This window comes from Mycobacterium bourgelatii (genome assembly GCF_010723575.1).
GTDB lineage: Bacteria > Actinomycetota > Actinomycetes > Mycobacteriales > Mycobacteriaceae > Mycobacterium > Mycobacterium bourgelatii.
Window position 1 is genome coordinate 3729985 of record NZ_BLKZ01000001.1, and the last position, 23771, is coordinate 3753755.

The window sequence follows — 23771 nt, forward strand, 5'->3', positions numbered from 1 at the left end:
GCAAAAGACGAGGGCGGCGTGAGTAATCGACTACTCAAGTGCGGATCGTCAAGATCAGCTCAGGACGTGAGCCTTGCCCTAGAGCGCACCCGCGATGGACGCAAAAAGCGCTAGCCGCGTCGTCCGCACTTGGTGTTCGACGGCTTCGACGGCCAGACGCAGACGTCGAGGTCGGTCGTGCCGCGGTATCCACCCCCGTCGAACACACCGTAATTGTTCCCGTTGGTCCCGGTGTAGGTCGCGCCGCCGCCTCCGCCGCCACCGCCCGAACTCTCGACATTCACCGCCCAGCTCATGCCTTGCAGCGCAGTCTGATACGCGCTCATGACATCGCCGGGCGATCCATTGACCAGGAAGTGCAGATGGATTCCGTTGTCCTGGATGTCGTCCGGGCCGTCGGTCCGTTGGGTGCCCAGCGGCGTAGGAATGAGCTTTCGCAGATCGGCGGCCGAGCTGCTGGGCCTGCCGGTTTGAGACGTCGTGGTGGTGGTCTCCGTCGTCGAACCAGCCGGCGAAGTTGTCGCGGTGCCCGACTTGGGTGAACCGCCGCAGCCCGCAACCGCCATACTGATCGCCACCGCCGTGGCCGCCAAACAAGAGGCTGTGTGCTTCACGTTTTCTCCCTGGGGATCTGTGAGGACAGTAGCCGAGCCGGCTGGCTACTGGCCACCGCGGCACCTCTGCGTTGATTCTGCATTGGGGGCGGGGTGCTCTCACACTTTTGCGCCCTAGACGCAGCATCAACATCGGTGGCGGTGCCCGCGCCACCCACCAGCTTGCCGCTACCCGTCGAGACCGAGGTCCTTGCGAAACCGCTCCATGCCATTGATCTTGTCGGACAGGCTCGCGTCAGGACCGGCGTAGAACATCCACGGCATGGTGATGATCCCGGTGATACCGGCGTCCTCGGCCCGCTGATAGTCGGCTGGGGTGAAGGAGTCGGTCAGCGGTGTGAGGATCGCGAAATCGTCCATCGACAGCCCGTTTTCGGCGCGCAACTCGCGCAGCCGGCCCACCCTCTCGATGGCCCGGTCGGTCTTGATCAAATCTCCGATCCAGCCGTCGTACCGAGCCGCGCGACGCAGCGCGATGTCACTGAGTCCGCCACCGTACACCGGGATTGGCGGCGGCGTGGGCTGCATCTCCAAGCGCGGTGCGTGGTAGAACTCGCCGTCGAATTCCGTCCAGCCCGGTTCCCACAGCGCCCGCATCAGTTCGATCATCTCGTCGGTGCGTTTGCCGCGAGCTGCGAACGGTTCACCCATCAGATCGAACTCCTCGCGGCACCAGCCGACGCCGATGCCGAGCTCCACCCGCCCAGACGCCAAAACGGCAGCGGTACCAATGGCTTTGGCGGCCGAATAAGGGTTTCGCATGGCCGGGATGTAGACGGTGGTGACGAACTTCAGCCTGGTGGTGACCTGCGCCAGCGCGCCGACGAGAACCCAGGGATCGGGCCAGTCGGTGAAAGGCTGCCAGCGTCGTTGACCGTCTTTGGTGTACGGGTACGGCGTCTCCAGGGTCTCCAGGTTCACGACGTGGTCCGGGATCCCCAGTCCGTCGTAGCCGAGTTCGTCTGCGGCCTTGGCAATCTCGATGATCTCGCGAGTATCCAGGAAGGCGCTGCTGACGTAGAACTTCACTGCCCGTTCCTCGCCCACGACGGCTCGATGAAGACACCTTCGGCCTCGACGGTGATCCCTTGTGCGTCCGAGATGTTGCCTCGGGCAAACACTTTGACGCCCTCTCTGCGTTCTATCCATGCGTCGCAACGCAGCGGCCCGAGCGGAGTGCCGCGCAAATACTTCACCGTGATCGTGCCGGTGAAGCGCGGCTTGGAAAGCCCCTCGCTGGCCGCCTCGCCGAGCATGTGGTCGAGCACCAGCGCGCTCACGCCGCCATGCACCAGGGTGGGCGGGCCCTCGTATGCGCAACCCAGGACGAACTCCGCCCAGCAGCGTCCGCCGCCCTCGTGATGCACGACGATGGGCGGCGCGATCGGATTGCATACCCCGATCGCTGCATTGCCCAACGGCAGCGGACGATCGCCGACGCGGTAGCTCACGCCGGCGGAACGGGTCCGTTGCCGCAACGACCGCGTGACCTCCTCGATCGCGCTCCGTGCCTGGGCGACGACGTCATCGTCGGCCTCGGTCCGGATGGTCGCCTCGACGAGCTCACGGACGGCATCGGCCAGCGGCGCGTATAGGGCGGTCACCCGTTCGGCCTCCGCCGCGCTCAACTCCTCGAACATTACTGCCCCCAGCGGGGACTCCAGCTTGTCGGCGTCCTGACTCAAGTCTCAAACACCTTGCGTACAACCGCCTTTGCCCGTCGGGTGACTCGCAGATAGTTGTCCAGGAACTCTCCCCCGTCACCGTTCTTCCAGCCCGCTGCGACCGCGACGGCGTTGAGCTGGCGTCCCGGTCCCGGCAGCTGGTCGGCCGGTTTGCCGCGCACCAGCACCAGCGCGTTGCGTGCCCGCGTGGCCGTCAGCCACGCGTGCCGGAGCAGGTCTACTTCGTCCGGGGGAACCAGTTTGGCCTCGGCGATCGCGTCCAACGACTGCAGCGTCGAGGTGTTGTGCAGCGCCTCGATCTCGTGGGCATGCCGCAACTGCAGCAGCTGGACGGTCCACTCGATGTCGGCCAGGCCCCCGCGTCCCAACTTGGTGTGCGTATTGGGGTCGGCGCCGCGGGGCAACCGCTCGGAGTCGACGCGCGCCTTGATGCGGCGGATCTCTCGAACCGCTTCGGAGGACACCCCATCGGGTGGATACCGCGTCTTGTCGATCATCAGCAGGAACCGTTGGCCCAGTTCCGCGTCGCCGGCGACCGCGTGCGCCCGTAGCAGCGCCTGAATTTCCCACGGTTGAGCCCACTGCTGGTAGTAGGCCTCGTAAGAGGCCAGGGTGCGCACCAGTGGACCATTGCGACCCTCTGGCCGCAGATTCGCGTCGACTTCCAGCGGCGGGTCGACGCTGGGGGCGCCCAACAGTTTTCGGGTGTTCTCGGCGATCATGGTCGCCCATTTCACCGCCTGCGAGTCCTCGGCCCCGCTGACCGGCTCGCAGACGAACATGACGTCGGCATCGGACCCGTAACCCAGTTCGGCGCCACCCAGCCTGCCCATGCCGATGACCGCGATCTTGGCCGGCGCCGGGCCGTCCTCGGGTTGGTGGGCGCGGATCATCGCGTCCAAGGCGGCCTGTAGCACCGCCACCCATACCGACGTCAGCGCCGAGCAGACCTCCGTGACTTCAAGCAGGCCGAGCAGGTCCGCCGAAGCGATCCGGGCCAGTTCCCGACGCCGCAGCGTGCGGGCGCCGGCGATGGCCCGCTCCGGATCGTCATAGCGGCTCGCCGACGCGACGAGCGAGCGAGCGACCGCGGCGGGTTCGGTTTCCAGCAGTTTGGGGCCCGATGGACCGTCGCTGTATTGCTGGATGACCCCCGGCGCTCGCATCAACAGATCTGCCACATACGCAGAAGTACCCAGCACGTGCATGAGTCGCTTGGCCACGGCGGCCTTGTCGCGCAGCGTCGCCAGATACCAGGTCTGGTTTGCCGCCGCCTCGCTGAGCCGACGGTAGGCCAGCAGCCCGCTGTCGGGGTCGGGGGCATCCGACATCCAGTCCAACAACCTGGGCAGCAGCACCGACTGCACCCGCCCGCGCCGTCCGCTCTGATTGACCAACGCGGACATGTGCTTCAACGCCGACTTCGGGTTGAGGTAGCCCAATGCGGCCAGCTGACGCTCGGCGGCCTCCGACGTCATTCCGCGGCCCGCGATTTCCAGGCCCGCCGGACCGATGGATTCCAGCAACGGCTGGTAGAACAGCTTGGCGTGCAGCCGGGATACCCGCACGTTCTGGTGTTTCAGCTCCTCGCGCAGCACCCCGGCCGCGTCGTGCCGCCCGTCGGGCCTGATGTGGGCGGCCCGCGCCAGCCAGCGCACCGCTTCCTCGTCGTCGGCCTCGGGTAGCAGGTGCGTGCGCTTGAGCCGTTGCAGCTGCAATCGGTGCTCGAGCAGCCGGAGAAACTCGTAGGACGCGGTGAGGTTGGCCGCGTCTTCGCGACCGATGTATCCGCCCTCGCCCAGCGCCGCCAAAGCATCGACGGTGGAAGCCACGTGCAGTGAATCGTCACTACGACCGTGTACCAACTGCAGCAGTTGCACCGCGAACTCGACGTCCCGCAATCCTCCGCTGCCGAGTTTGAGTTCGCGGCCCCGGACTTCGGCCGGAACCAGCTGCTCGACTCGGCGTCGCATCGCCTGCACCTCGGCGACGAAATCTTCGCGCTCGCAGGCGGTCCACACCATCGGCATGAGCGCTTCCATGTAGGCCTGGCCGAGTTCCATATCGCCGACCGCCGGGCGGGCTTTGAGCAGCGCCTGGAACTCCCACGTCTTGGCCCAACGCTGGTAGTAGGCCTTGTGCGAGTCGAGGGTGCGAACCAGTTCACCGCTGCGGCCCTCGGGCCGCAGCCCCGCGTCGACCTGGAAACACGCGGTCGAGGCGATCCGCATCATCTCACCGGCAAGGCGGATGGTGAGCGGGTCGGCGTTCTCGCCGACGAAGATGACGTCGACGTCGCTGACGTAATTGAGTTCGCGCGCACCGCATTTGCCCATCGCGATCACCGCGAGCCGCGGCGGTGGACGGTCCCCGCAGATCGTTGCCTCGGCGGCGCGAAGGGAGGCCGCCAAGGCCGCGTCCGCCATGTCGGCCAGGTGCGCGCCGACCACCGTGAACGGCACGACCGGTTCGTCCTCGACCGTCGCCGCCAAATCGAGCGCCGCCAACACCAGCAGTTCGTCGCGGTACACCGTCTGCAGCCGTTGCGCAATCGTGTTCGGCGAGTCCAGCGCTTCCTCGACACACTCGATGAACGATGCCCGCAGTTGCTCCGCCGAGGGCAGTCCCACCTTGCCGCGCAGCAGCTTCCACGATTGCGGGTGGGCGACCAGGTGTTCCCCCAGCGCCAACGACGCGCCCAGGACTGCAAACAACCGTCCCCGCAGCGGGCGCTCGCGCAGCAGCGCGGCGTTCAGCTCATCCCAGTCGGAATCCGGCGTCTCGGACAACCGCACCAACGCCCGCAGCGCGGCGTCGGCGTCCGGGGCGCGCGACAGCGCCCACAACAGATCGATGTGAGCCTGGTCGTCCTTATCCCATCCCAGCTGGGTAAGCCGCTCTTCTGCCTGCGGGTCGATTAGGCCAAGGCGGCCGACACTGGGCAACTTTGGTCGCTGCGTCGCGGGCTTGGTCACGACCTTGACGGTAGCGCACGACCGTGCGGCTGCTGCCGAGCCGCCCGCCTGCCTGACGGCCCGGTCGGATCGAGCGGCTAGGCCGCCGTCAAAGCGACAGGTAGGTCTTCAGCTCAAACGGAGTGACGTGACTGCGGTAGTTCGCCCACTCCCGGCGCTTGTTGCGCAGGAAGAAATCAAACACGTGCTCCCCCAACGCTTCCGCCACCAGCTCCGAGGACTCCATCGCCCGCAACGCGGCGTCCAGGCTGGACGGCAGCTCGCGGTAGCCCATCGCGCGTCGTTCCTCGGGCGTCAGATCCCACACGTTGTCCTCGGCCTCCGGAGCCAACACGTAGCCCTTCTCCACGCCACGCAGCCCGGCGGCCAGCAACACCGCGAACGCCAGGTACGGGTTGCAGGCCGAGTCGGGGCTGCGCACCTCGATCCGCCGCGAGGAGGTCTTGTGCGGCGTGTACATGGGCACTCGGACCAACGCGGATCGGTTGGCCGCACCCCAGGAGGCGGCGGTGGGCGCCTCACCACCATGCACGAGCCGCTTGTACGAGTTGACCCACTGGTTGGTGACGGCACTGATCTCCGACGCGTGCTCGAGGATTCCGGCGATGAACGATTTGCCGACATCAGACAGCTGCAGTGGGTCGTCGTCGCTGTGGAACGCGTTGACCTCGCCTTCGAAGAGGCTCATGTGGGTGTGCATCGCCGACCCGGGATGCTGTCCGAACGGCTTGGGCATGAACGACGCCCGCGCGCCGTTCTCCAACGCCACTTCCTTGATGACGTAACGGAAGGTCATCACGTTGTCGGCCATCGACAGCGCGTCCGCGAAGCGCAGGTCGATCTCCTGCTGACCGGGCGCACCCTCGTGGTGGCTGAATTCCACCGAAATCCCCATGAACTCAAGGGCTTCGATGGCCCTCCGGCGGAACTTCGACGCGGATTCGTGGACCGCTTGGTCGAAGTAGCCGGCGTTGTCGACGGGGACCGGTTCCGAACCGTCCTCAGGCCCCGGCTTGAGCAGGAAGAACTCGATCTCGGGGTGCACGTAGCAAGAGAAGCCGAGCTCGTTGGCCTTGGTCAGCTGCCGCCGCAGCACGTGTCGCGGGTCTGCCCAGGACGGCGAGCCGTCGGGCATGGTGATGTCGCAGAAAATCCGGGCGGAGTGGTGGTGACCGGCGGCGGTGGTCCAGGGCAGTACCTGGAACGTCGACGGATCGGGATGGGCGACGCAGTCGGATTCCGAGACTCGTGCGAAACCCTCGATGGACGACCCGTCGAAGCCGATGCCTTCCTCGAACGCGCCCTCCAGCTCGGCTGGCGCAATAGCGACCGACTTGAGAAAACCAAGCACGTCGGTGAACCAGAGGCGGACAAAACGGATGTCGCGCTCTTCCAACGTGCGTAGCACAAATTCCTTCTGTCGGTCCATGCCTCGCACACTAGGCATGCTGTGTTAATTCCATGTTACCGATGCCAGACCAGGCGCGTTGCGCGTCGCAAAAATTGACACCGACAGCTGCTCTTACCCGCGGCGGGGGTCCGACAATGCCTAAATATTGTGGCACCGAAATTTTAATTGAGTCATCTACGTATTTTCGCGATGGCATTCCGATCACTTTCGCCCACGTCGATTTCGGGTCAGTCGGTAGACTCCCCAGGCGCCAATACCGACGAGCGCTGCCGAGCCGAAGGCTACCAACGCGATTCCCTCTCGCGACTTCTCCGGACCGTGTGTCTCCTTGGCCCGCATCTCCTCGTAGGAGAACTGGCTGCCACCGTCCAGGCAGTAGTCGCCCGGCGGCAAGACGCGCTCTTCGCAGGTCACCTCGGCGATGTCGATCGGCGTGATCAGGTCTTTGACCCCCAAGCCGATCGTCGCGATGCCAATCAACAGCGCCACGATGATCCATGGGGTTAACCCGCCGCCTCGAGGCCATGCGTGGCGCCAAAGCCTACTGATGCGCCCGAGTCGCAACCATGGCTAATTTCTAACACACCCCCATAATCAGGCCGGTCGCCGCGCGAAGCTGAAGCAGTCCGGAAAGTAGCGATGCCGGCTTATTTTCGTGCGGCCCAGCCGAATGCGGTGTTCTAGCAGCGCAAGTTCGCCGGCGGCAGCGTGAGCTCGATGAAGTACCGCAGCACCGTGGTGTCCACACATTGGTTGCCGGACAACGCCGCCGTGTGCTGGGTCCCGTCGACGGTAATGAGCGGAGCGCCCAACTGGCGGGCCAGGTCGACTCCGGCCTGATAGGGAGTGGCCGGGTCATGCGTGGTGGAGATGACGACCGCCCGGCCCGGCGGCGCGGGCGCCGCGGCATGCGGGATCGACGTCGCCGGCACTGGCCACATCGCACACAGGTCGCGTGGGGCGTAGCCGGTGAACTGCCCGTAGTTCAGGAACGGCGCGACCTGGCGGATCCGTCGATCGGCCTCGACCCACGCCGCGGGGTCCGTCGGAGTCGGCGCGTCCACACACCGGATCGCGTTGAACGCATCCTGGTCGTTGCCGTAGTGCCCGTTGCGGTCACGGTTTTGATAATCGTCGGCGAGCAACAGCAGGTCGCCGGCGTCGGTCTGTCGCGCCAAGCCGAGCAGTCCGCTGGTCAGGTACTTCCAGTGTTGCGGGGTGTAGAGCGCGTTGATCGTGCCGGTGGTCGCGTCGGCGTAACTGAGGCCGCGCGGATCTGACGTCTTACCCGGCTTTTGCACCAGCGGGTCCACCAGGGCGTGGTAGCGGTTGACGAACTGGGTCGGGTCGGTGCCCAGCGGGCATCCGGGGTTCTTGGCGCAATCCAGCGCGTAGTCATTGAACGCGGTCTGGAATCCCGCCATCTGGTTGATGGTCTCCTCGATCGGGCTGATCGTCGGGTCGATCGCGCCGTCGAGCACCATCGCGCGCACGTGGGTGCCGAACCGCTCGAGGTAGGCGGTGCCCAGCTCGGTGCCGTAGCTGTATCCGAGGTAGTTGAGCTGCGGGTCGCCCAGCGCCTGACGGACCATGTCCATGTCGCGGGCGGCCGAAGCGGTCCCGGCGTTGGCCAGGAACTGCTGGCCCATCCGATCGAGGCAGTGCTGGGCCAACTCGCGATAGACCTGCTCGATATGCGCCACGCCCGCCGGGCTGTAATCCACCATCGGGTCGCGCCGGAAGGCGTCGAACTCGGCGTCGGTGCGGCACCGCAGGGCCGGGGTCGAATGCCCTACGCCTCTGGGGTCGAAGCCCACCAGATCGAAGTGGCGGGTCAGGTCGCTGTTCTTCAATACGGGTGCCATGCCGGCGACCATGTCGACCGCAGATGCGCCGGGCCCACCCGGGTTGATGAGCAGCGATCCGATCCGCTGGCCCGTCGCGGGCACCCGGATGACGGCCAACTTGGCTTGTGCCCCACCGGGTTTGTCGTAGTCGACCGGCACCGTGACCGTCATGCACTGTGCGGTCGGGATATCGGTGGTGTCTTCAACGAATTCTCGGCACGGGCCCCAGTTCTGCACAGGCGCCGCGACCGGCGCCGAGGGGCTCTGAGTGTGGCCCGGATCGGGTTCTGGAGTGGCACCGGCCAGCGGCAGGCCAGGGCCACCGAGTACCAGCACCAATGAGAACAGCGCCGAACTCGAGTGTTTGACGCGAGGCATGGCCGTTGATCTTGTCAGCCACGAATACCCGTGACAGCGCGAAACGATCACGCCTTGGTTTCATCCCGCTCTCGCATGCGCGTGTCGCCAAACTTCGGGGCCGGCTTCGGGCCGCTAGCACTTCGCGCCGGGCGGAGGTGTCTTGCCGTCGATGAAATAGGCGACGGCGTAGTCGTCGACGCAGGGTTCGCCCTGGAACACCACCGTGTGTTGAGTTCCGTTGTAGGTCAACAACGAGCCGCGTAGCTGGTTCGCCAAGTCAACCCCGGCCTGGTACGGCGTCGCCGGGTCGTGGGTGGTGGACACCACGACGGTCGGCGGCAGCCCCGGCGCCGACACGGCGTGCGGCGTGCTGGTGGGCGGCACCGGCCAGAACGCGCAGGTACCCAGCGGCGCATGGCCGGTGAAGCTGCCGTAGCTCAGGAACGGCGCCAGTTCGCGGGACCGGCGGTCTTCCTCGATGACCCGGGCACGATCGGTAACCGGCGGCTGGTCAACACAATTGATCGCCACCCGCGCGTCGGTGGAGTTGTTGTAGTGGCCCTTCGAATCACGACGCATGTACATGTCGGCCAGCGCAAGCATCGTGTCGCCACGGCCGTCGGCCAGCTCCGCGAGGCCCTCCGTCAGGTAGTGCCACAAATTCGGGGAGTAGAGCGCCATGATGGTGCCCACGATCGCGTCGCTGTAGCTCAGCCCCCGCGGATCGTTGGTCTTCGCGGGTCTGCTCTTCCACAGGTCGTCGGGGTCCACCAGCGGGTCGATGAGACTGTGGTAGACCTCGACGGCCTTGGCGGGGTCGGTGCCGAGCGGGCACTTGAGATCCTTGCCGGCGCAGTCCGCGGCGTAGTCGTCGAATGCGTCCTGAAATCCCTTGGCCTGGCGAAGGTCTGCCTCGATGGGGTCGGCGTTGGGATCGACGGCGCCGTCGAGGATCATCGCGCGCACCCGCTGGGGAAAGGCCTCGGCGTAGGCGGAGCCGATCCGGGTGCCATATGAGTAGCCCAGGTAGGTGAGTTTCTCGTCGCCCAGCGCGGCGCGGATGGCGTCCAGGTCCTTGGCGACGTTGACCGTCCCCACGTTGGCCAGGAAGTTCTTGCCCATCTTGTCGACGCAGCGCTGGATGAACTCCTTGGTCTCGTTCTCCATCCGGGCCACGCCCTCAGGGCTGTAGTCCACCTGCGGCTCGGTTCGCTGCCGGTCATTGTCGGCGTCGGAGTTGCACCAGATCGCGGGGCGGGAGGCCGCCACCCCGCGCGGGTCGAACCCGACCAGATCGAAGCGTTCATGGATCTGCTTGGGCAGCGACTGGAAAAGGCCCAACGCGGCCTCTATACCGGATTCACCGGGGCCACCGGGGTTGATGACCAATGACCCGATCTTGTCTCCGGTCGCGGGGAAACGGATCAGCGCCAGCGTGGCCACGTCGCCGTCGGGATGGTTGTAGTCGACGGGAACGGCCAACCGCCCGCACAGGGCATTACCGGGAATCTTGACATTCGGCCTGGCGGAGCGACACAGGGTCCACTCGATTGGCTCACCCAACAGTGGTTCGGCCCGGCTTCCATGCCCGGCAACCACTCGGACGCAGCCAGCGAGGACCGTCACGGCAGCGGCCAGCGCGGTCCAAATCAGCAGCGTGCGCGCGATTCGGTCGCGGCGAGACAGACACATGGCACCCTATGCTGCCAGAAAATCTCTTGATGCCTGGTGAGCGGCCTATTGGGCGGGTGTGGCGAGCAGTTCTTCCATCCCGACAGCAAACTCGTCGGCCATCTCCCACAGGTCTGGAAGCAATTCCGGGCAGGAGATGAGGCCGATGTTGAGCTTGCCGTTGAGCGACATCACGGTGATGTTGAGACCCGAGCCATGGAAGATCGGCCCCAGCGGATACATCGCCTTGACTTCACAGCCGAGCAGGTACAGGGGAACCTGCGGTCCCGGCACGTTGGAGACCACCAGGTTGTGCACCGGAAAGCTCTCGGTAAACCGGGTCTTGGCGTAGACGCGCATCGCGACACCGAACACGGCCGGCGCGGCGAATTGCGTCCAATCCTGCAGCAATGTGGCACCGATGGCCGAACTATGTTGTTTTGCAATGGAATTCGCTTGCGCAATGGCACAGAGACGCTCCGCCGGGTCGGCGATGTTGGAGTGCAGGTCGGAAAACATCGCCGAGACCTGGTTGCGCCCCGGCCGATCGGACTTGCCGTGCACAGACACCGGCACCGAAGCCACCAAGGACGAGTCGGGCAACGCATTCCGCTCGGCCAAGTACTGCCGAAGGACACCGGACACCAACGCCATCACGACGTCGTTGACCTTCACGCCGAAGCGGTCCTTCACCGTCTTGACGTCGTCGAGGTTCAGCTGGGCGTAGGCGATGTTGCGCCGACCGCTGATGCTGGCATTGAACACGGTTCGTGGCGCCTTGAACGGCCGCGCCATGGTCTGGCCCTCCAGCGCCCGCAGCGCGGTCGAGACCACGCCCGCCAGGGTGTCGGGCACTACGTTGGCCAGGTGTAGCGGGCGGGAGGCGAACCGGAACAAGCCGCCCGCGGCGATCTGCCAGCCGCTGCCGCCACCGACACCGTCGAGCGCCTCCGGCGAGGGCGCGTCCGCCTCGGTGGTGCACAGCTGCGACAGCAGGTTGGCGCCGGTGACCCCGTCGACACAGGCATGGTGCACCTTGGTGAACACCCCCACCCGGCCTTCGTGGTGACAGTCAGTGCCGGCGACGCCCTCGATGACCCACATTTCCCACAGCGGCCGCCGGCGATCCAGCGGCAAGGACGCGATGTGCCCGCACAGTTCCGCCACCTCGGCGCGCCCACCGGGTGCGGGTAGCCCGATGCGGTGCAGGTGCCGGTCGATGTGGAAGTTCTCATCGTCCACCCACACCGGGTGGTCGAGGTTCAACGCATTGTCGGCCAGCTTCTCGCGGAATTCCGGCATCGCCTTGATGCGCTCGGCCATCGCCTCGCGCAGTTTGGCGAAGGTGTAGCCGCCCGGCATGGTCGACGTGTCGAGTTCGATTGCCGAGCAAACATGCATCGGCTGAGATGAGGTTTCCAGATAGAGGAAACTCGCGTCGAGTCCACTGAGCCGCTGCATGACAGACGATGGTAGGCGTGGCGCACCCCACGGTGCATTCACGCGGGTGAGATGGCAGACTTGGAGGGTCCGACGAACCCGGGGACCTGATCAGGCCACGAGGATCGAACCGACCACCACTAGGGACAACGATGTCTGAGCAACGCCTCTATGGGTCCAGCGCGGCTGCAGCTCCCGCCCCGCGCACCAAGGTACGCACCCATCACCTGCAGAAATGGAAGGCCGAAGGCCACAAGTGGGCCATGCTGACGGCCTACGACTATTCGACCGCGAAAGTTTTCGACGACGCCGCCATTCCGGTCCTGCTGGTCGGCGACTCGGCTGCCAACGTCGTCTACGGCTACGACACCACCGTGCCGATTTCCATCGACGAGCTCATTCCGCTGGTGCGGGGTGTGGTGCGCGGCGCACCGCATGCGCTCGTGGTCGCCGACCTGCCCTTTGGCAGCTACGAGGCCGGCCCGGCCGCGGCACTGTCCGCCGCGACCCGGTTCATGAAGGAAGGTGGCGCGCACGCGGTCAAGCTCGAGGGCGGCGAGCGAGTGGCCGAGCAGATCGCCTGTTTGACCGCCGCCGGCATTCCCGTGATGGCGCACGTGGGCTTCACCCCGCAGAGCGTGAACACCCTGGGCGGGTTCCGGGTGCAGGGCCGTGGCGACGCCGCCGAACAGACGATCGCCGACGCCATCGCCGTCGCCGAAGCCGGAGCGTTCGCCGTCGTGATGGAGATGGTGCCGGCCGAGTTGGCCACCCAGATCACCGGCAAACTCACCATCCCGACCGTTGGCATTGGGGCCGGCCCGAACTGCGACGGCCAGGTGCTGGTGTGGCAGGACATGGCGGGCCTGAGCAGCGGCAAAGCGGCGCGCTTCGTCAAGCGCTACGCCGACATCGGGGGCGAGTTGCGCCGGGCGGCCATCCAGTACGCGGAAGAGGTAGCCGGCGGGACCTTCCCCGCCGAAGAGCACTGCTTCTGACGGTCGGCTCCGGCCCTCTGTTTCCGACGGGTCGGCGACCTGACGTCACGGCGACGGCGTAACGCCGGTATGGCACTCTATGAGGGCTCAAGCAAGCTCCTGGAGGAACCCTTGAGCGCAAACGCAGCGCTCTCACGGAGGGGACATGCCCGGTAAGGCGTCCAAGACGGGCCGACATCAGGAAGTCGAGCGCAAATTCGATGTCGGCGAATCGACGGTGACGCCGTCATTCGAGGGCATCGCGGCTGTGGCCCGGGTCGAAAAATCACCCACCCAAACGCTGGACGCGGTGTACTTCGACACACCAGGTCAGGACTTGGCGCGCCACCGGATCACGCTGCGGCGACGTACCGGCGGTGCCGACGCCGGGTGGCATCTGAAACTGCCGTCGGGACCCGACTCGCGCACCGAGATCCACGCGCCGATCACCGACGGCGCAGACGAGAACGCCGTGCCGCCCGAATTGCTGGACGTGGTGTTGGCGATCGTTCGCGACCGCCCAGTCCGCCCGGTTGCCCGGATCTCGACCCAGCGCGAAACCCAAACGCTGTACGGCGCCGATGGCGCTGCGTTGGCGGAGTTCTGCAACGACCACGTCACCGCCTGGTCGGGCGGCAGCCCAAGCGAGGTCGAAGGCGAGTCCTCCGAACAGCAGTGGCATGAGTGGGAACTCGAGCTCTCGGAACAGGCGGCGTCGACCAACGGTGCGGCCGCCCACGACCTGCTCAATCGGCTGAGCAACCGACTACTCGATGCCGGTGCGGCTCCCGCCGGACACGGCTCGAAGCTGGCCCGGGTATTGGAGTCGTCCGCGCCGATCCCCCAACGAACGCCTCCCTCGGACCCGGTGCATCGCGCGGTCGCCCAGCACGTCGAGGAGTTGCTGGTGTGGGACCGCGCCGTGCGCGACGACGTCGAAGACTCCGTGCACCAGATGCGAGTGACCACCCGGAAGATCCGCAGTCTGCTCCGCGAATCACAGGATTCGTTCGGCTTGGCCGACGGGGCGTGGGTGCTCGACGAACTCCGTGAACTCGCCGCGGTGCTCGGTGTGGCTCGCGACGCCGAGGTGCTGGCCGAGCGCTACCAGCGACAATTGGATCAGTTGGACCCGTCGCTGGTGCGTGGACCGGTTCGCGAACGTCTGGTCGAGGGCGCCAAGCGCCGTTATCAGGCGGGGTTGCGGCGGTCGTTGCTGGCGATGCGATCGAAGAGGTACTTCCGTCTGCTCGCCGCTCTCGAAGAGCTGGTGACCGAGCGCCCGATCGCTACCTTCGGTCAGGATGCCGAGCCGATCAACATTGAGGGTGCGTATCGACGGGTGCGCAAGGCCGCGAAAGCCGCGGCGGCGGCCGCCGGTGGCGACGGAGCCGGCGAACACCCACCCAACGAGGCGTTACACCGAATTCGCAAGCGCGCCAAGCAATTACGTTACACCGCGGTGGCCGTCGGCGTCGACGGCGTGGCTCAGCAAGCCAAGGAGATCCAGACATTGCTCGGTGACCATCAGGACAGCGTGGTGAGCCAGGAGCATCTGCTTCAGCAGACCGACGCCGCCTATGCCGCGGGCGAGGACACCTTCACCTACGGCCTGCTGTACCAACGGGAATCCGACCTGGCCGAGCGGTGCCGGGCTCAGCTTGACGGCGCCCTGCGGGCACTGGACAAGGCGGTGCGCAAAGCCCGTCACTGAGGGGCGGGCCGCGCCCTCGGCGCGCATGAGAGTCGTTCCCGCATAACCGCCTTCGCCCTCGACCGCCGAGCGTGAAACACCCGACGGGAACTAGGCGTGTCACGTCGGGCGATTCACACTCGTCGCGCAGCGCAACTCGTTCTAGCCTGAAAACTCATGACCACAGCCGACCACGACCAAGCGTCATCGCTCCCCACCTCTCGCAAAATCCTCTGCGCCGTCTACGGCGCCGTCGCAGTCGCCGCCTTCGTCGCAACCTGGAGTCACGTTGGCCCGTACCTGCAATCGCCTGCCGACTTCTTCGTGACGTTCTGGCGCGACACCCAGGCCAATTCGGCTACCAAGTTCATCACTGCCGACGCCCTGTTCCTCGGCCTCGCGGCCGCGATTCTCATGGTGGTCGAAGCACGGAAGCACGGCGTGCGCTTCGTGTGGGCGTACATCGTTGCCGCCTACTTCATCGGGATAAGCGTGATCTTTCCGCTCTTCCTGATCGCTCGCGAACTTCGCATGAGCCGTGCGACGGATCGTCCCCCGGTCCACCCAGCGTGAATTCCACGACGGAAACACGGCGTGTCGCGTCGTGCGATTCACACTCGGCGACGGAGGGACACATCGACGCAGCGAACCGCCCCAAGGGGCGGACGAGTTGGCCTGTAAGCCGGATTCTGTTCCGCACCGCCACGGCCTAGCCAACGGCGGCACGGCGGCGACCATCCATCTGGACACACCGTCGCCGGGTGCCTCAAGCGGCCTACCCGCAGGCTCGGGCGAGCAACCCTCAAACGCCTGCGCGGCCGCACTTTTGGTGCGACCTTCTTGGCCTTGCTTCGGGTGGGGTTTACCAAGCCATCCCGGTCACCCGAGATGCTGGTGCGCTCTTACCGCACCTTTTCACCCTTACCACCGCGAGGGTGGCGGTCTGTTTTCTGTGGCACTTTCCCGCGAGTCACCTCGGATTGCCGTTAGCAATCACCCTGCTCTGCGAAGTCCGGACTTTCCTCGACTCGACGCGCGAGCCGCGGCCGCCCGGCCAACTCGTCCGCGACGATCACGGTACCCGATCTTTATCGTGGACACATCACGCCAGAGCAGTCGGAAGGACGTCGATGACCCGGTGGGAGGCCCGCGTCAGCGCCGGGGACTGGGACGCCATTACCGCGGAGGTCAGCGAATTCGGCGGGGCGTTGCTGCCGCAGCTGGTCACGCCCGCCGAGGCGAAGCGGCTCCGCAAGCTCTACGACGACGACACCCTGTTCCGCTCGACCGTCAACATGGCGCCGAAGCGTTATGGAGCCGGCCAGTACCGCTACTTCCACGCCCCCTATCCCGAGCCCATCGAACGGCTCAAACAAGCGCTCTATCCGCGGCTGCTACCCATCGCCCGCGACTGGTGGAGCAAACTGGGTCGGCCCACACCCTGGCCGGACAGCTTGGACGATTGGCTGGCGACCTGCCATGCCGCCGGCCAGACCAGGTCCACCGCGCTGATCCTGAAATACGGCACCAACGACTGGAATGCGTTGCATCAGGATCTGTACGGCGACTTGGTGTTTCCGCTACAGGTGGTCATCAACCTCAGCGACCCCGGCACCGACTACACCGGGGGTGAATTCCTGCTCGTCGAACAGCGGTTCCGGGCCCAATCCCGCGGCACCGCAATACAGTTGCCGCACGGCCACGGCTTCGTCTTCACCACCCGCGACCGTCCGGTACGCACAACTCGGGGATGGTCGGCTTCGCCAGTGCGGCACGGGCTTTCGACCATCCGGTCCGGTGAACGCTATGCCATGGGCCTGATCTTCCACGACGCGGAATGAAGGACGTTTTTACCAGCCAGCAGGACTCAGATCGGCAGAAACCCGCGCAGCGCGCCCGAATTGCCGTTCCCACCGGCTGCACCGGCGACGCTGCCAGCACCCGCGGTGCCGTCGTCCCCGGCGACGCCGGCCGCGCCGTAGTCCGACGGCGAGGGCTCTGGGGAGTTATTCGGATTGTTAAAGCTGGCGGTCGCTGTGCCACCGCCGCCACCGCTTCCGCCCTTGCCGAGGGCACCGCCCGCGGCGCCCGCGCCACCCGCGCCACCTAGGCCGCCAATGCCCACCTTGCCGATGAGGCCTGAACTGCCGCCGTCGCCGCCACGGCCCCCGGCGGCCCCATCGCTAGCGTTGCCGCCGTCACCCCCGTGACCGCCGTTTCCGCCGTCACCGCCCTGAAGATCGGAATTGGCCAACAGTTGATAGGTGGTGGCATTCCCGCCGCCGCCACCGGCACCTCCCAAACCACCGCCGCCACCGGCCGCACCGGCGCCGCCCGCACCGCCGGCACCGCCCGCGCCGCCATCACCGAAGAGAATCCCCGCGGCACCGCCAGCGCCCCCGGCACCGCCCACCCCTGCGGCACCGGCGTTGCCGCCATTGGCGCCGTCGCCGCCGCTGCCGCCTTTGACGGACTGAGCGAAGAAGCCTCCGTTGGTGTCTCCGCCCGCTCCGCCGTTGCCGCCGGCACCACCGAGTGCGCCCGCACCAGCGTTGCCACCGACGCCGCCTGCGCCTCCGGCTCCGCCATTGCCGACCAACAGCCCGCCGTGACCACCGGCACCGCCGACACCACCGGCACCACCGGCACCACCATCCGCGCCCACAAAGCCGTTGCCGCCGTTACCCGCGGCACCCGCTTGTGGGTTCGGACCTGAAGCGGTCTTCGTGGCGGCGCCGCCGTTGCCACCGTTGCCACCGTTGCCTCCGAAGCCGAGGGCATTGCCCCCGTCGCCTCCGTTGCCTCCGGTGGCGCTGCCGGACGCGAAAGTACCGTTCCCGAGCGACTCCTGGATACCTGCTCCGCCGTTCCCACCATTTCCGCCGTTCGCGCCGTCTCCGCCGGCCCCACCCTTTCCGCCGGTGACATCGTTGAAGATGCCCGGATGCAGCCCGGTAGCGGACCCGCCGTCTCCGCCCTTGCCTCCGCTGACCAAGGCGTTTCCGGGGACGCCGGGCTCGCCATTGCCGCCGGTGATCGTGAATTGGCTGGAAACATCTGCGCCGTCAGCCCCGGCGGGGTTTGTCCCGATGAATGTGGGGTTGCCGCTGTGTCCAGCCCTACCAGCTCCGCCAGCACCGCCGATGCCTCCGTTGCCGAATAGCCCAGCGTTCCCGCCGGCGCCGCCAGCTCCTCCGTTACCCGCGTTGAGTGCACCCAACCCGCCGATCCCGCCTTGGCCACCGGCTCCGCCGTTGCCCCACAGCCAGCCGCCGTTGCCGCCCGCCCCACCAGCGCCGCCGTTACCGCCGACGGCGTCCGTGGTGGAAATGCCGGGCGCCCCGGCCCCACCATTGCCGCCGTGACCGAATAGACCTGCGTTTCCTCCTCTTCCGCCGGCTTGGCCAACCGACGCCCCGGCGGCGCCGCTACCACCGTTGCCCCACAGCAATCCACCATCACCACCACTGCCGCCCGGCGTGGTGGCATCGGCGCCGTTACCGATGAGTGGACGCCCCATCAGCATCATGGTCGGTGCGTTGACAGCGCCCAGAACTTGCTGTTCCAGGGTTTCCAGCGGCGAGGCCGCCGCCAAGGCGTTGGCCGCCTCGGCAGACGCGTAGGCACTGCTCGCACTGCTTAGCGTCTGAACAAACTGCTGATGAAACGCCAGCACCTGACCGCTGAGCGCCTGATATGCCTGACCGTGCCCCGCAAAAAGTGCTGCTATCGCTAACGACACCTCATCGGCACCCGCCGCGAGCAGGGCCGAGGTCGGACCCGCGGCAGCCGCGTTGGCCTCGCTGAGCGCTGAACCTAGACCCGCCAACTCTGATGCCGCCTGTAGAACGACGTCGGGTGCAGCGATGACGTATGACACGACTTACCTCTGGTTGGCTCCTGTCCTTCGGTGCTGGAATGTAGTGCGAGACAGCCGATCTGACGATGTGCACAATGCACACTTGTGGTGCTCGATTGTGGCGAAACTGCTGTGCGAAACCGCTATTCGCAACAGCAGCAGTACCGACGGAGAATGCAGCCGGCGCGCGATTATCTGGCCGCCCTCGCTGCCCCAGCCCGCCCCTCTACCTCGACGAACGCTGGTTTGAAGCACTGTGACCTGGCTATTCTCAGACGATCATGGCAGCCGATGCGGACCCCTCCGGTGATGACGACGCGCACTCACCGACAACCGAGCGCAAGCCTCGGCGGCTCCGCAATGTGATCAAGGCTGGATTCAAGGTTCTCGGCGCGCTGATATCGACCGCGGTGGTTGTCGCGGCCGGCATTGCGTGGACCACGTATCGCAGCGCATCAACGGGCATCACCCGGTCCGAGGCGTTGGCCGATGAACCGCCATCGACCGGCAGCGAGCAAAACATCCTGATCATCGGCCTCGACAGCCGTCGCGACCAGCAGGGCCGCCCCCTGCCGAAAGACCTCTACCAAGCACTGCATGCCGGCGAAGAGGATGCCGGCGAAGGCGCCGCCGACGCCCTCATCGTGTTGCACCTGCCCGCCGGGACGGGGCCGGCCACGGCGATCTCCATCCCCCGCGACGACTACGTCGACCTCGCGGGGTGCCCCGACTCGGTGTGCAAAGGCAAGGTGAAAGAGGCCTACAGCCTCGCCTACCAGCGTGTGCTCAACGGCTATGACTCAGCCGCGCCCGAGAACGAAGACTCCGCAGCGAAGGAACAGCGGGCGCGGGAGGCAGGCCGCAAAGCCCAGATCAGCACGGTCCGGCGGCTGCTGCAAATTCCCATTGACCACTTCATTGAGGTCACCTTGGCCGGGTTCTTCCAGATCGCTCGGGTAGTCGAACCCATCACGGTGTGCCTGAACGAGGACACCTCCGATCGCTACTACTCGGGGGCCCAGTTCAACAAAGGCATCCAGCAGATCAGCGCCGCGCAGGCGGTGTCGTTCGTGCGCCAGCGCCGCGACGGCAACGACACGGTGTTCACAGACCTCGATCGAACACGACGTCAGCAGGCCTTCATCGTCTCGCTGGTGAATGCGCTGCGCCATGGTGACGCCTTCTCGACTCCGACGCGGTTGCGGGAGCTGCTGAACGTCGCCAAGCAAAACGTCGCGGTTGACGCCGGGTTTGATTTCGAGGACTTCGTGCGTAATGCACCTACCATGCTCAATCGACCGATCAGGTTATATACGTTGCCGGTCACCGGATTTGGTGAACTCTCCAATGGTGCCTACGTCAATTACGTCGACGTCCCGACCATCCGTTCCATCGTCCAAGGCCTAGTAGGCACCGATTCGCCCACGCCATCCCCGAGCATCACTACGGGCGCGGCAACGCAACCAACATACGGTACGCCGCTGGTAGCGAGCACCTTCGCGCTCGACGTCGTCAACGCCTCGGGCCAGGAAGGAATGGCGGCGAGTCTCCAAAAATCCTTGGCGACAGGGCGTCTCACTGCTGGGACGACCAGCACAGCCGATTCCCTCAGTCAGACAAGCACAATCGTTTACGGACGCGGAGCGAAAGCCGCCGCTGAGGACTTGGCCGACGACCTCGGCCTCAGTGCCACCGAATCCGACAGCATCGCACCCGACACCGTGCAGTTGACCGTCGGAGCCGATTATTACAAGTTTTACAACCTCATTCGCACATCGGAACCGACGACTACAACCGCGACGACGCCCGTCTCCACCGTGCCGGCGGCCGGTACCGGCACAAAGGAACCGACGCCGGAGGACCTTACCCAGATGACTGGCGATGCGATTCCCTGTGTGAAATGACAAAGGCGCGTTGCCGACGGCGTGCACAGTCAAGGCATCGCGGCGGCCCATTTCATATGTCCCTCGAACCCCAGTGAGGTCGCCATCGCGCGATAGCGGTCCCGCCAGTCACGGTAGGCGGCCCCGTCTCCCCGGGCACGAGCCAGCAGCGCGCGAAGGCGCAGCAGCGAGATCTCGTGCACGACGAACCCAGGATCTGTTGGCACTGCGGCCAACCGAGCCATCGCATGCTCGGCCTCGCCGAGGTCGCCGTCACCAGCGCGTTGCAGCAGTGTCTCCACCAGGACGCTGGTGGCGAGCGCGGTCCAGATGCATCCGCCGCAGTTGACTATGTCGTCGAAGACCGCGCGGGCCAATTCGACCGCGTCCGCGATGTCGCCCGACCGCGCCTTTTCCCGTGCTCTGTGTATGTCCACCAGCGGCACGTTGTTCTTCGCGAACCTGTCGCTGGCGGCCCGGTCTCGCATCTTGGCGAGTAGCTCGAAGCCCTGTTCGCGTGCCGGGCCATCTTGGTACGCCAAAACGAGTCCATGAATTCCGCAGGCCAGGTCAAGAGCAAGGTCGTCGCCCGACTGCTCTGCGAAGGACAGTATTTCGGATGTCTCGCGCAGGACCGTCGCATCCGGCAGCAAAACCCCGTACGGGATCGCCGGGACGTACGTGAACCACAGGATGCCGCAGATTGTCCCCGGGTCGGCCCTAAGCCGCCGGCCCGTCGCAATCGCCCGGTCGAAGTCCTCTCTCCAGCCCGCAATGCCCAGACTCCATCGGGCGAAACCACGCATGGCGATCGCGGAGGTTAACGGCGACTCGAAGATCAACGCCCCTTTGGCGAAATCTCCCTCTGCCAGGTCGATCAAGCGCTGGGCGTATCGAAGCACGTCGGCCATTTCGCCGGTCTCGTGCTTGGCGACCATTGCCGCGAAGGCCAGTCCGACAGTCAATGTTGGATCGCCGATTGCCTCCAGCAGTTCGATGAGTTCATCAGCGAGCTTCGATGCCTCCCGGCGATGGGCCTTCATCGTCTGCCATGTCACCAATCCGACCATCCCGATCGCAAGCGATCGCCGATCGGCCACTGCGGCACACAACTCACGCAGCTCCTCAAAGCCGGTGTCGGCGCCGCTGCCGCCCGCCCGAAATGCTGTGGCACACAGAAGTGTTCGAGGAGCGATTCGCATGGTCGAACGATCACCGTCGTCGTCGGACAGCCGATCAGCGACCTGACGGGCCCGTCGCCAACTCGTCTGCGCGGCACGCACGTCGCGGAAGGTGAACCAGGTTCCAGCGCGCATGTGCCAGTCGAAGGCGGCCTGCAAATCACCCGCCGCCTCGACGTGTTCTGCGATCAGGGCCGCGTTCTCGTCAGCAGACCCGCCCGCTTCGATCGCTGCTGCGACCCGTTGATGCAATTGCGCACGAACGGATTTGAGCTGTGACTCGTAGGCAACCGTGCGGATAAGCGGGTGACGGAAGGCATACTCGGCGTTCGAAGCGAACCTGATCTGAGCGACGAGTTCCGCCTCGATCAGGGGCGCCACGTCGACATCCGGGATCAGCGCGGCCAGCAGATCGGCATCGAATCGGCCCCCGATGACTGCCGCAGCATTCAGCGTTCGTTTGGCCCTCCCCCCAAGACGGTCGATGCGTGCGCCAATGGTGGCTTGCAGGGTTGCCGGCACGTCGACGTCCGCGATGTCACCAGATCGTTGGTAGGAACCCGGCTCGCCTTGCAGCACACCGCGTTCGGCTAGATCGCGCACGATCTCCTCGACGAAGAACGGGTTTCCGGCAGCGCGAGCGGCGATTTGAGCAGGCAGTTCACCGCTCACCGAATCAGCACCGAGGAGCTCACCCGTCAGTGCCAGGGTGTGGGCATCGCTCAACGGCCGCAGCGCAATTGTCTGGGTACCGGGGATTCGGTTAAACGCGCCTTGGTATTCCGGACGGTAAGTGATCAGGACCAACGACGGGATCTGCGGCACGACAGCCAGGAAATCGGACAACATCGACTCGCTGATTTCATCGATCCAGTGCGCATCCTCGATCACGTACACCGCCGCCTCACTGCGGTCCAGTGCTCCGGCATTGACCAGGGCGGTCAAACGCCGGCGCCGTGCGTCGGCGGCGATGTCGGGCAGCGGACTCGCTGCGTCACGAATTCCCATCAGGTCGTCGAGCAGCAGCAGGTCCTCCGGGTCGGCCCCGGGAAACCGGTCGCGGATACGGGTCCGCGCGATGTCGGCACTTAGTCCGTCGATTCCCATTGCCGCGCGCAGCATCCGGGCCACCGCGTGGAACGGGATGTCGCTGGCGTGCGACTCACAGTAGGTGGCGAACACCGGCACACCGCGACCGCTCGCCAGCGTGGCGGTCTCACCGACCAATCGGCTCTTGCCGATGCCCGGGGGGCCCACGATGTTGACAATGCAGCCCGACCCGGCGATCGCCTCGTCAAGGATCCCGCCCAGGGTCGTCAGCTCCCAGGTGCGGCCGACTAGTTTCGATTCGCTGCGGCGATGCGGCTGGTGCACAGCGACGGCCAACAGACGCCTGGCGATCAGCTTGCTCCCGCCTTTGACCTGAACCAGTTCCGGCTCGCTCAGCACGACGGCGTCACCCACCAAGTTGGCTGTCGAATCGCTCAGCATGACCCCATTGGGTGGTGCCACGGATTCCATCCGCTGGGCCATGCCGACTTGTTCACCGATGGCGGTGTAGCCCAACGCCGCTGAACCGATCTCGCCGGTGATGACCTGTCCCGAATTGAGTCCGATCCTCAATCTCAGGTCCACGCCGTCAAGCGCTCGGACATCGACGGCCAGACGCTGCGTTGCTTCCTGCAGGTCCAATGACGCCAGACAGGCACGAATCGCATGGTCTTCTAACGCTATTGGCGCACCGAATACCGCCATGATGCCGTCCCCGGTGAACTTGTCCACCGTGCCGCCGTAGCGTTGCACGACCGTCACCGCGCGGTCGATCAGGTCGGCCATGATTTCTCGCAGCCGCTCGGCGCCCAGCGCCGCGGCAATCTCCATCGAATGGACAACGTCGGCGAACAACACCGTTACCTGCTTGTACTCGGCGGAGCGAGCCGCGGCTGCGGCCGGTGTGCCGCACTCACTGCAGAATTTGGCTGTCACGCCCAATTGGTGGCCGCACGAGCCACAGGACAGCACCGCCGCGGTCGGTCCACCGCGACCGTCGCCGTCGTCGTCCACACCAGTATGGTGTCACGTCCGACCATCGGTAGCGCCACGACGAGCGCCCGTGTTTGTACGCAGACACGCCGTGCAGAGCGGCATTTTGGGCGCGCTCGCGGCCCTTTGGTG

The 23771-nt window shown here is 65.9% G+C and carries 16 protein-coding genes and 1 other RNA gene; 5 read left to right on the forward strand and 12 right to left on the reverse strand.

Annotation, left to right across the window (positions count from 1 at the left end; genetic code table 11):
* Positions 1 to 110 precede the first annotated feature (110 nt).
* The 9 genes from G6N68_RS16195 to G6N68_RS16235 form a co-directional block, all read right to left on the reverse strand.
* Positions 111 to 614, reverse strand: a complete 504-nt coding sequence (locus tag G6N68_RS16195) for a hypothetical protein (RefSeq protein WP_240355501.1) — start codon at positions 612 to 614, stop codon at positions 111 to 113.
* A 168-nt stretch (positions 615 to 782) separates the two neighbouring features.
* On the reverse strand, positions 783 to 1643 hold the full coding sequence (locus G6N68_RS16200; protein ID WP_163714173.1) for a TIGR03619 family F420-dependent LLM class oxidoreductase: 861 nt from the start codon (positions 1641 to 1643) through the stop codon (positions 783 to 785).
* Positions 1640 to 2254: a PaaI family thioesterase gene (locus tag G6N68_RS16205; protein ID WP_371871700.1), complete on the reverse strand. Its 615-nt coding sequence runs from the start codon at positions 2252 to 2254 to the stop codon at positions 1640 to 1642. Before G6N68_RS16205 ends, G6N68_RS16200 begins: the two co-directional genes overlap by 4 nt.
* A 41-nt stretch (positions 2255 to 2295) precedes the next feature.
* Positions 2296 to 5274: a bifunctional [glutamine synthetase] adenylyltransferase/[glutamine synthetase]-adenylyl-L-tyrosine phosphorylase gene (locus G6N68_RS16210; protein WP_163714177.1), complete on the reverse strand. Its 2979-nt coding sequence runs from the start codon at positions 5272 to 5274 to the stop codon at positions 2296 to 2298.
* 88 nt (positions 5275 to 5362) lie between these two features.
* Complete coding sequence (gene glnA, locus G6N68_RS16215; RefSeq protein ID WP_163714180.1) at positions 5363 to 6703, reverse strand: type I glutamate--ammonia ligase; 1341 nt, start codon at positions 6701 to 6703, stop codon at positions 5363 to 5365.
* A gap of 183 nt (positions 6704 to 6886) precedes the next feature.
* Positions 6887 to 7174 (reverse strand): hypothetical protein, encoded by a 288-nt coding sequence (locus G6N68_RS16220; RefSeq protein ID WP_163714183.1) that lies wholly within the window; start codon positions 7172 to 7174, stop codon positions 6887 to 6889.
* Positions 7175 to 7365: 191 nt separating this feature from the next.
* Complete coding sequence (locus tag G6N68_RS16225; RefSeq protein ID WP_163714187.1) at positions 7366 to 8910, reverse strand: alpha/beta hydrolase; 1545 nt, start codon at positions 8908 to 8910, stop codon at positions 7366 to 7368.
* A gap of 114 nt (positions 8911 to 9024) precedes the next feature.
* Positions 9025 to 10584, reverse strand: coding sequence for an alpha/beta hydrolase (locus G6N68_RS16230; protein ID WP_163714190.1), 1560 nt, complete (start codon positions 10582 to 10584; stop codon positions 9025 to 9027).
* A 45-nt stretch (positions 10585 to 10629) separates the two neighbouring features.
* A complete protein-coding gene (locus G6N68_RS16235) occupies positions 10630 to 12024 on the reverse strand; it encodes a WS/DGAT/MGAT family O-acyltransferase (protein ID WP_163714193.1) in 1395 nt (464 codons plus the stop codon).
* A 131-nt stretch (positions 12025 to 12155) separates the two neighbouring features.
* Here G6N68_RS16235 and panB point away from each other — a divergent pair, with 131 nt between their 5' ends.
* The 3 genes from panB to G6N68_RS16250 all read left to right on the forward strand — a co-directional run bounded on the left by panB (position 12156) and on the right by G6N68_RS16250 (position 15246).
* The gene (panB, locus tag G6N68_RS16240) at positions 12156 to 13001 is read left to right on the forward strand and encodes a 3-methyl-2-oxobutanoate hydroxymethyltransferase (protein WP_163714196.1); all 846 of its coding nucleotides are present in this window, start codon (positions 12156 to 12158) and stop codon (positions 12999 to 13001) included.
* A gap of 145 nt (positions 13002 to 13146) precedes the next feature.
* Positions 13147 to 14694, forward strand: coding sequence for a CYTH and CHAD domain-containing protein (locus G6N68_RS16245; protein WP_163714199.1), 1548 nt, complete (start codon positions 13147 to 13149; stop codon positions 14692 to 14694).
* Positions 14695 to 14850: 156 nt separating this feature from the next.
* Positions 14851 to 15246 carry a DUF2834 domain-containing protein gene (locus G6N68_RS16250; RefSeq protein WP_163714202.1) on the forward strand — a complete coding sequence of 132 codons (396 nt, stop codon included), beginning with the start codon at positions 14851 to 14853 and terminating at the stop codon, positions 15244 to 15246.
* An 89-nt stretch (positions 15247 to 15335) separates the two neighbouring features.
* On the opposite strand, the gene rnpB is transcribed toward G6N68_RS16250, so the two are convergent.
* Positions 15336 to 15735: RNase P RNA component class A (gene rnpB, locus G6N68_RS16255), an RNA gene on the reverse strand.
* A gap of 68 nt (positions 15736 to 15803) precedes the next feature.
* Here rnpB and G6N68_RS16260 point away from each other — a divergent pair.
* Positions 15804 to 16514, forward strand: coding sequence for a 2OG-Fe(II) oxygenase (locus G6N68_RS16260; protein WP_205351350.1), 711 nt, complete (start codon positions 15804 to 15806; stop codon positions 16512 to 16514).
* Between the two features lie 26 nt (positions 16515 to 16540).
* Here G6N68_RS16260 and G6N68_RS16265 read toward each other — a convergent pair whose 3' ends face one another.
* On the reverse strand, positions 16541 to 18553 hold the full coding sequence (locus G6N68_RS16265) for a PE family protein (RefSeq protein WP_163714206.1): 2013 nt from the start codon (positions 18551 to 18553) through the stop codon (positions 16541 to 16543).
* Positions 18554 to 18813: 260 nt separating this feature from the next.
* On the opposite strand from G6N68_RS16265, the gene G6N68_RS16270 reads away from it, so the two are divergent.
* The gene (locus G6N68_RS16270) at positions 18814 to 20436 is read left to right on the forward strand and encodes an LCP family protein (RefSeq protein ID WP_163714209.1); all 1623 of its coding nucleotides are present in this window, start codon (positions 18814 to 18816) and stop codon (positions 20434 to 20436) included.
* A 29-nt stretch (positions 20437 to 20465) separates the two neighbouring features.
* Here the strand turns inward: G6N68_RS16270 and G6N68_RS16275 are convergent, their stop codons facing one another.
* Complete coding sequence (locus tag G6N68_RS16275; protein ID WP_240355502.1) at positions 20466 to 23660, reverse strand: adenylate/guanylate cyclase domain-containing protein; 3195 nt, start codon at positions 23658 to 23660, stop codon at positions 20466 to 20468.
* Between the last annotated feature and the right edge of the window lie 111 nt (positions 23661 to 23771).

What these genes read in the sequence shown, in the direction of transcription:
- G6N68_RS16205 (WP_371871700.1), bottom strand. Translation starts at nt 2,254, where the DNA reads ATGTTCGAGGAGTTGAGCGCGGCGGAGGCCGAACGGGTGACCGCCCTA.
- glnA (WP_163714180.1), bottom strand. Translation starts at nt 6,703, where the DNA reads ATGGACCGACAGAAGGAATTTGTGCTACGCACGTTGGAAGAGCGCGAC.
- G6N68_RS16225 (WP_163714187.1), bottom strand. Translation starts at nt 8,910, where the DNA reads ATGCCTCGCGTCAAACACTCGAGTTCGGCGCTGTTCTCATTGGTGCTG.
- G6N68_RS16230 (WP_163714190.1), bottom strand. Translation starts at nt 10,584, where the DNA reads ATGTGTCTGTCTCGCCGCGACCGAATCGCGCGCACGCTGCTGATTTGG.
- G6N68_RS16235 (WP_163714193.1), bottom strand. Translation starts at nt 12,024, where the DNA reads ATGCAGCGGCTCAGTGGACTCGACGCGAGTTTCCTCTATCTGGAAACC.
- panB (WP_163714196.1), top strand. Translation starts at nt 12,156, where the DNA reads ATGTCTGAGCAACGCCTCTATGGGTCCAGCGCGGCTGCAGCTCCCGCC.
- G6N68_RS16245 (WP_163714199.1), top strand. Translation starts at nt 13,147, where the DNA reads ATGCCCGGTAAGGCGTCCAAGACGGGCCGACATCAGGAAGTCGAGCGC.
- G6N68_RS16250 (WP_163714202.1), top strand. Translation starts at nt 14,851, where the DNA reads ATGACCACAGCCGACCACGACCAAGCGTCATCGCTCCCCACCTCTCGC.
- G6N68_RS16260 (WP_205351350.1), top strand. Translation starts at nt 15,804, where the DNA reads ATGACCCGGTGGGAGGCCCGCGTCAGCGCCGGGGACTGGGACGCCATT.
- G6N68_RS16270 (WP_163714209.1), top strand. Translation starts at nt 18,814, where the DNA reads ATGGCAGCCGATGCGGACCCCTCCGGTGATGACGACGCGCACTCACCG.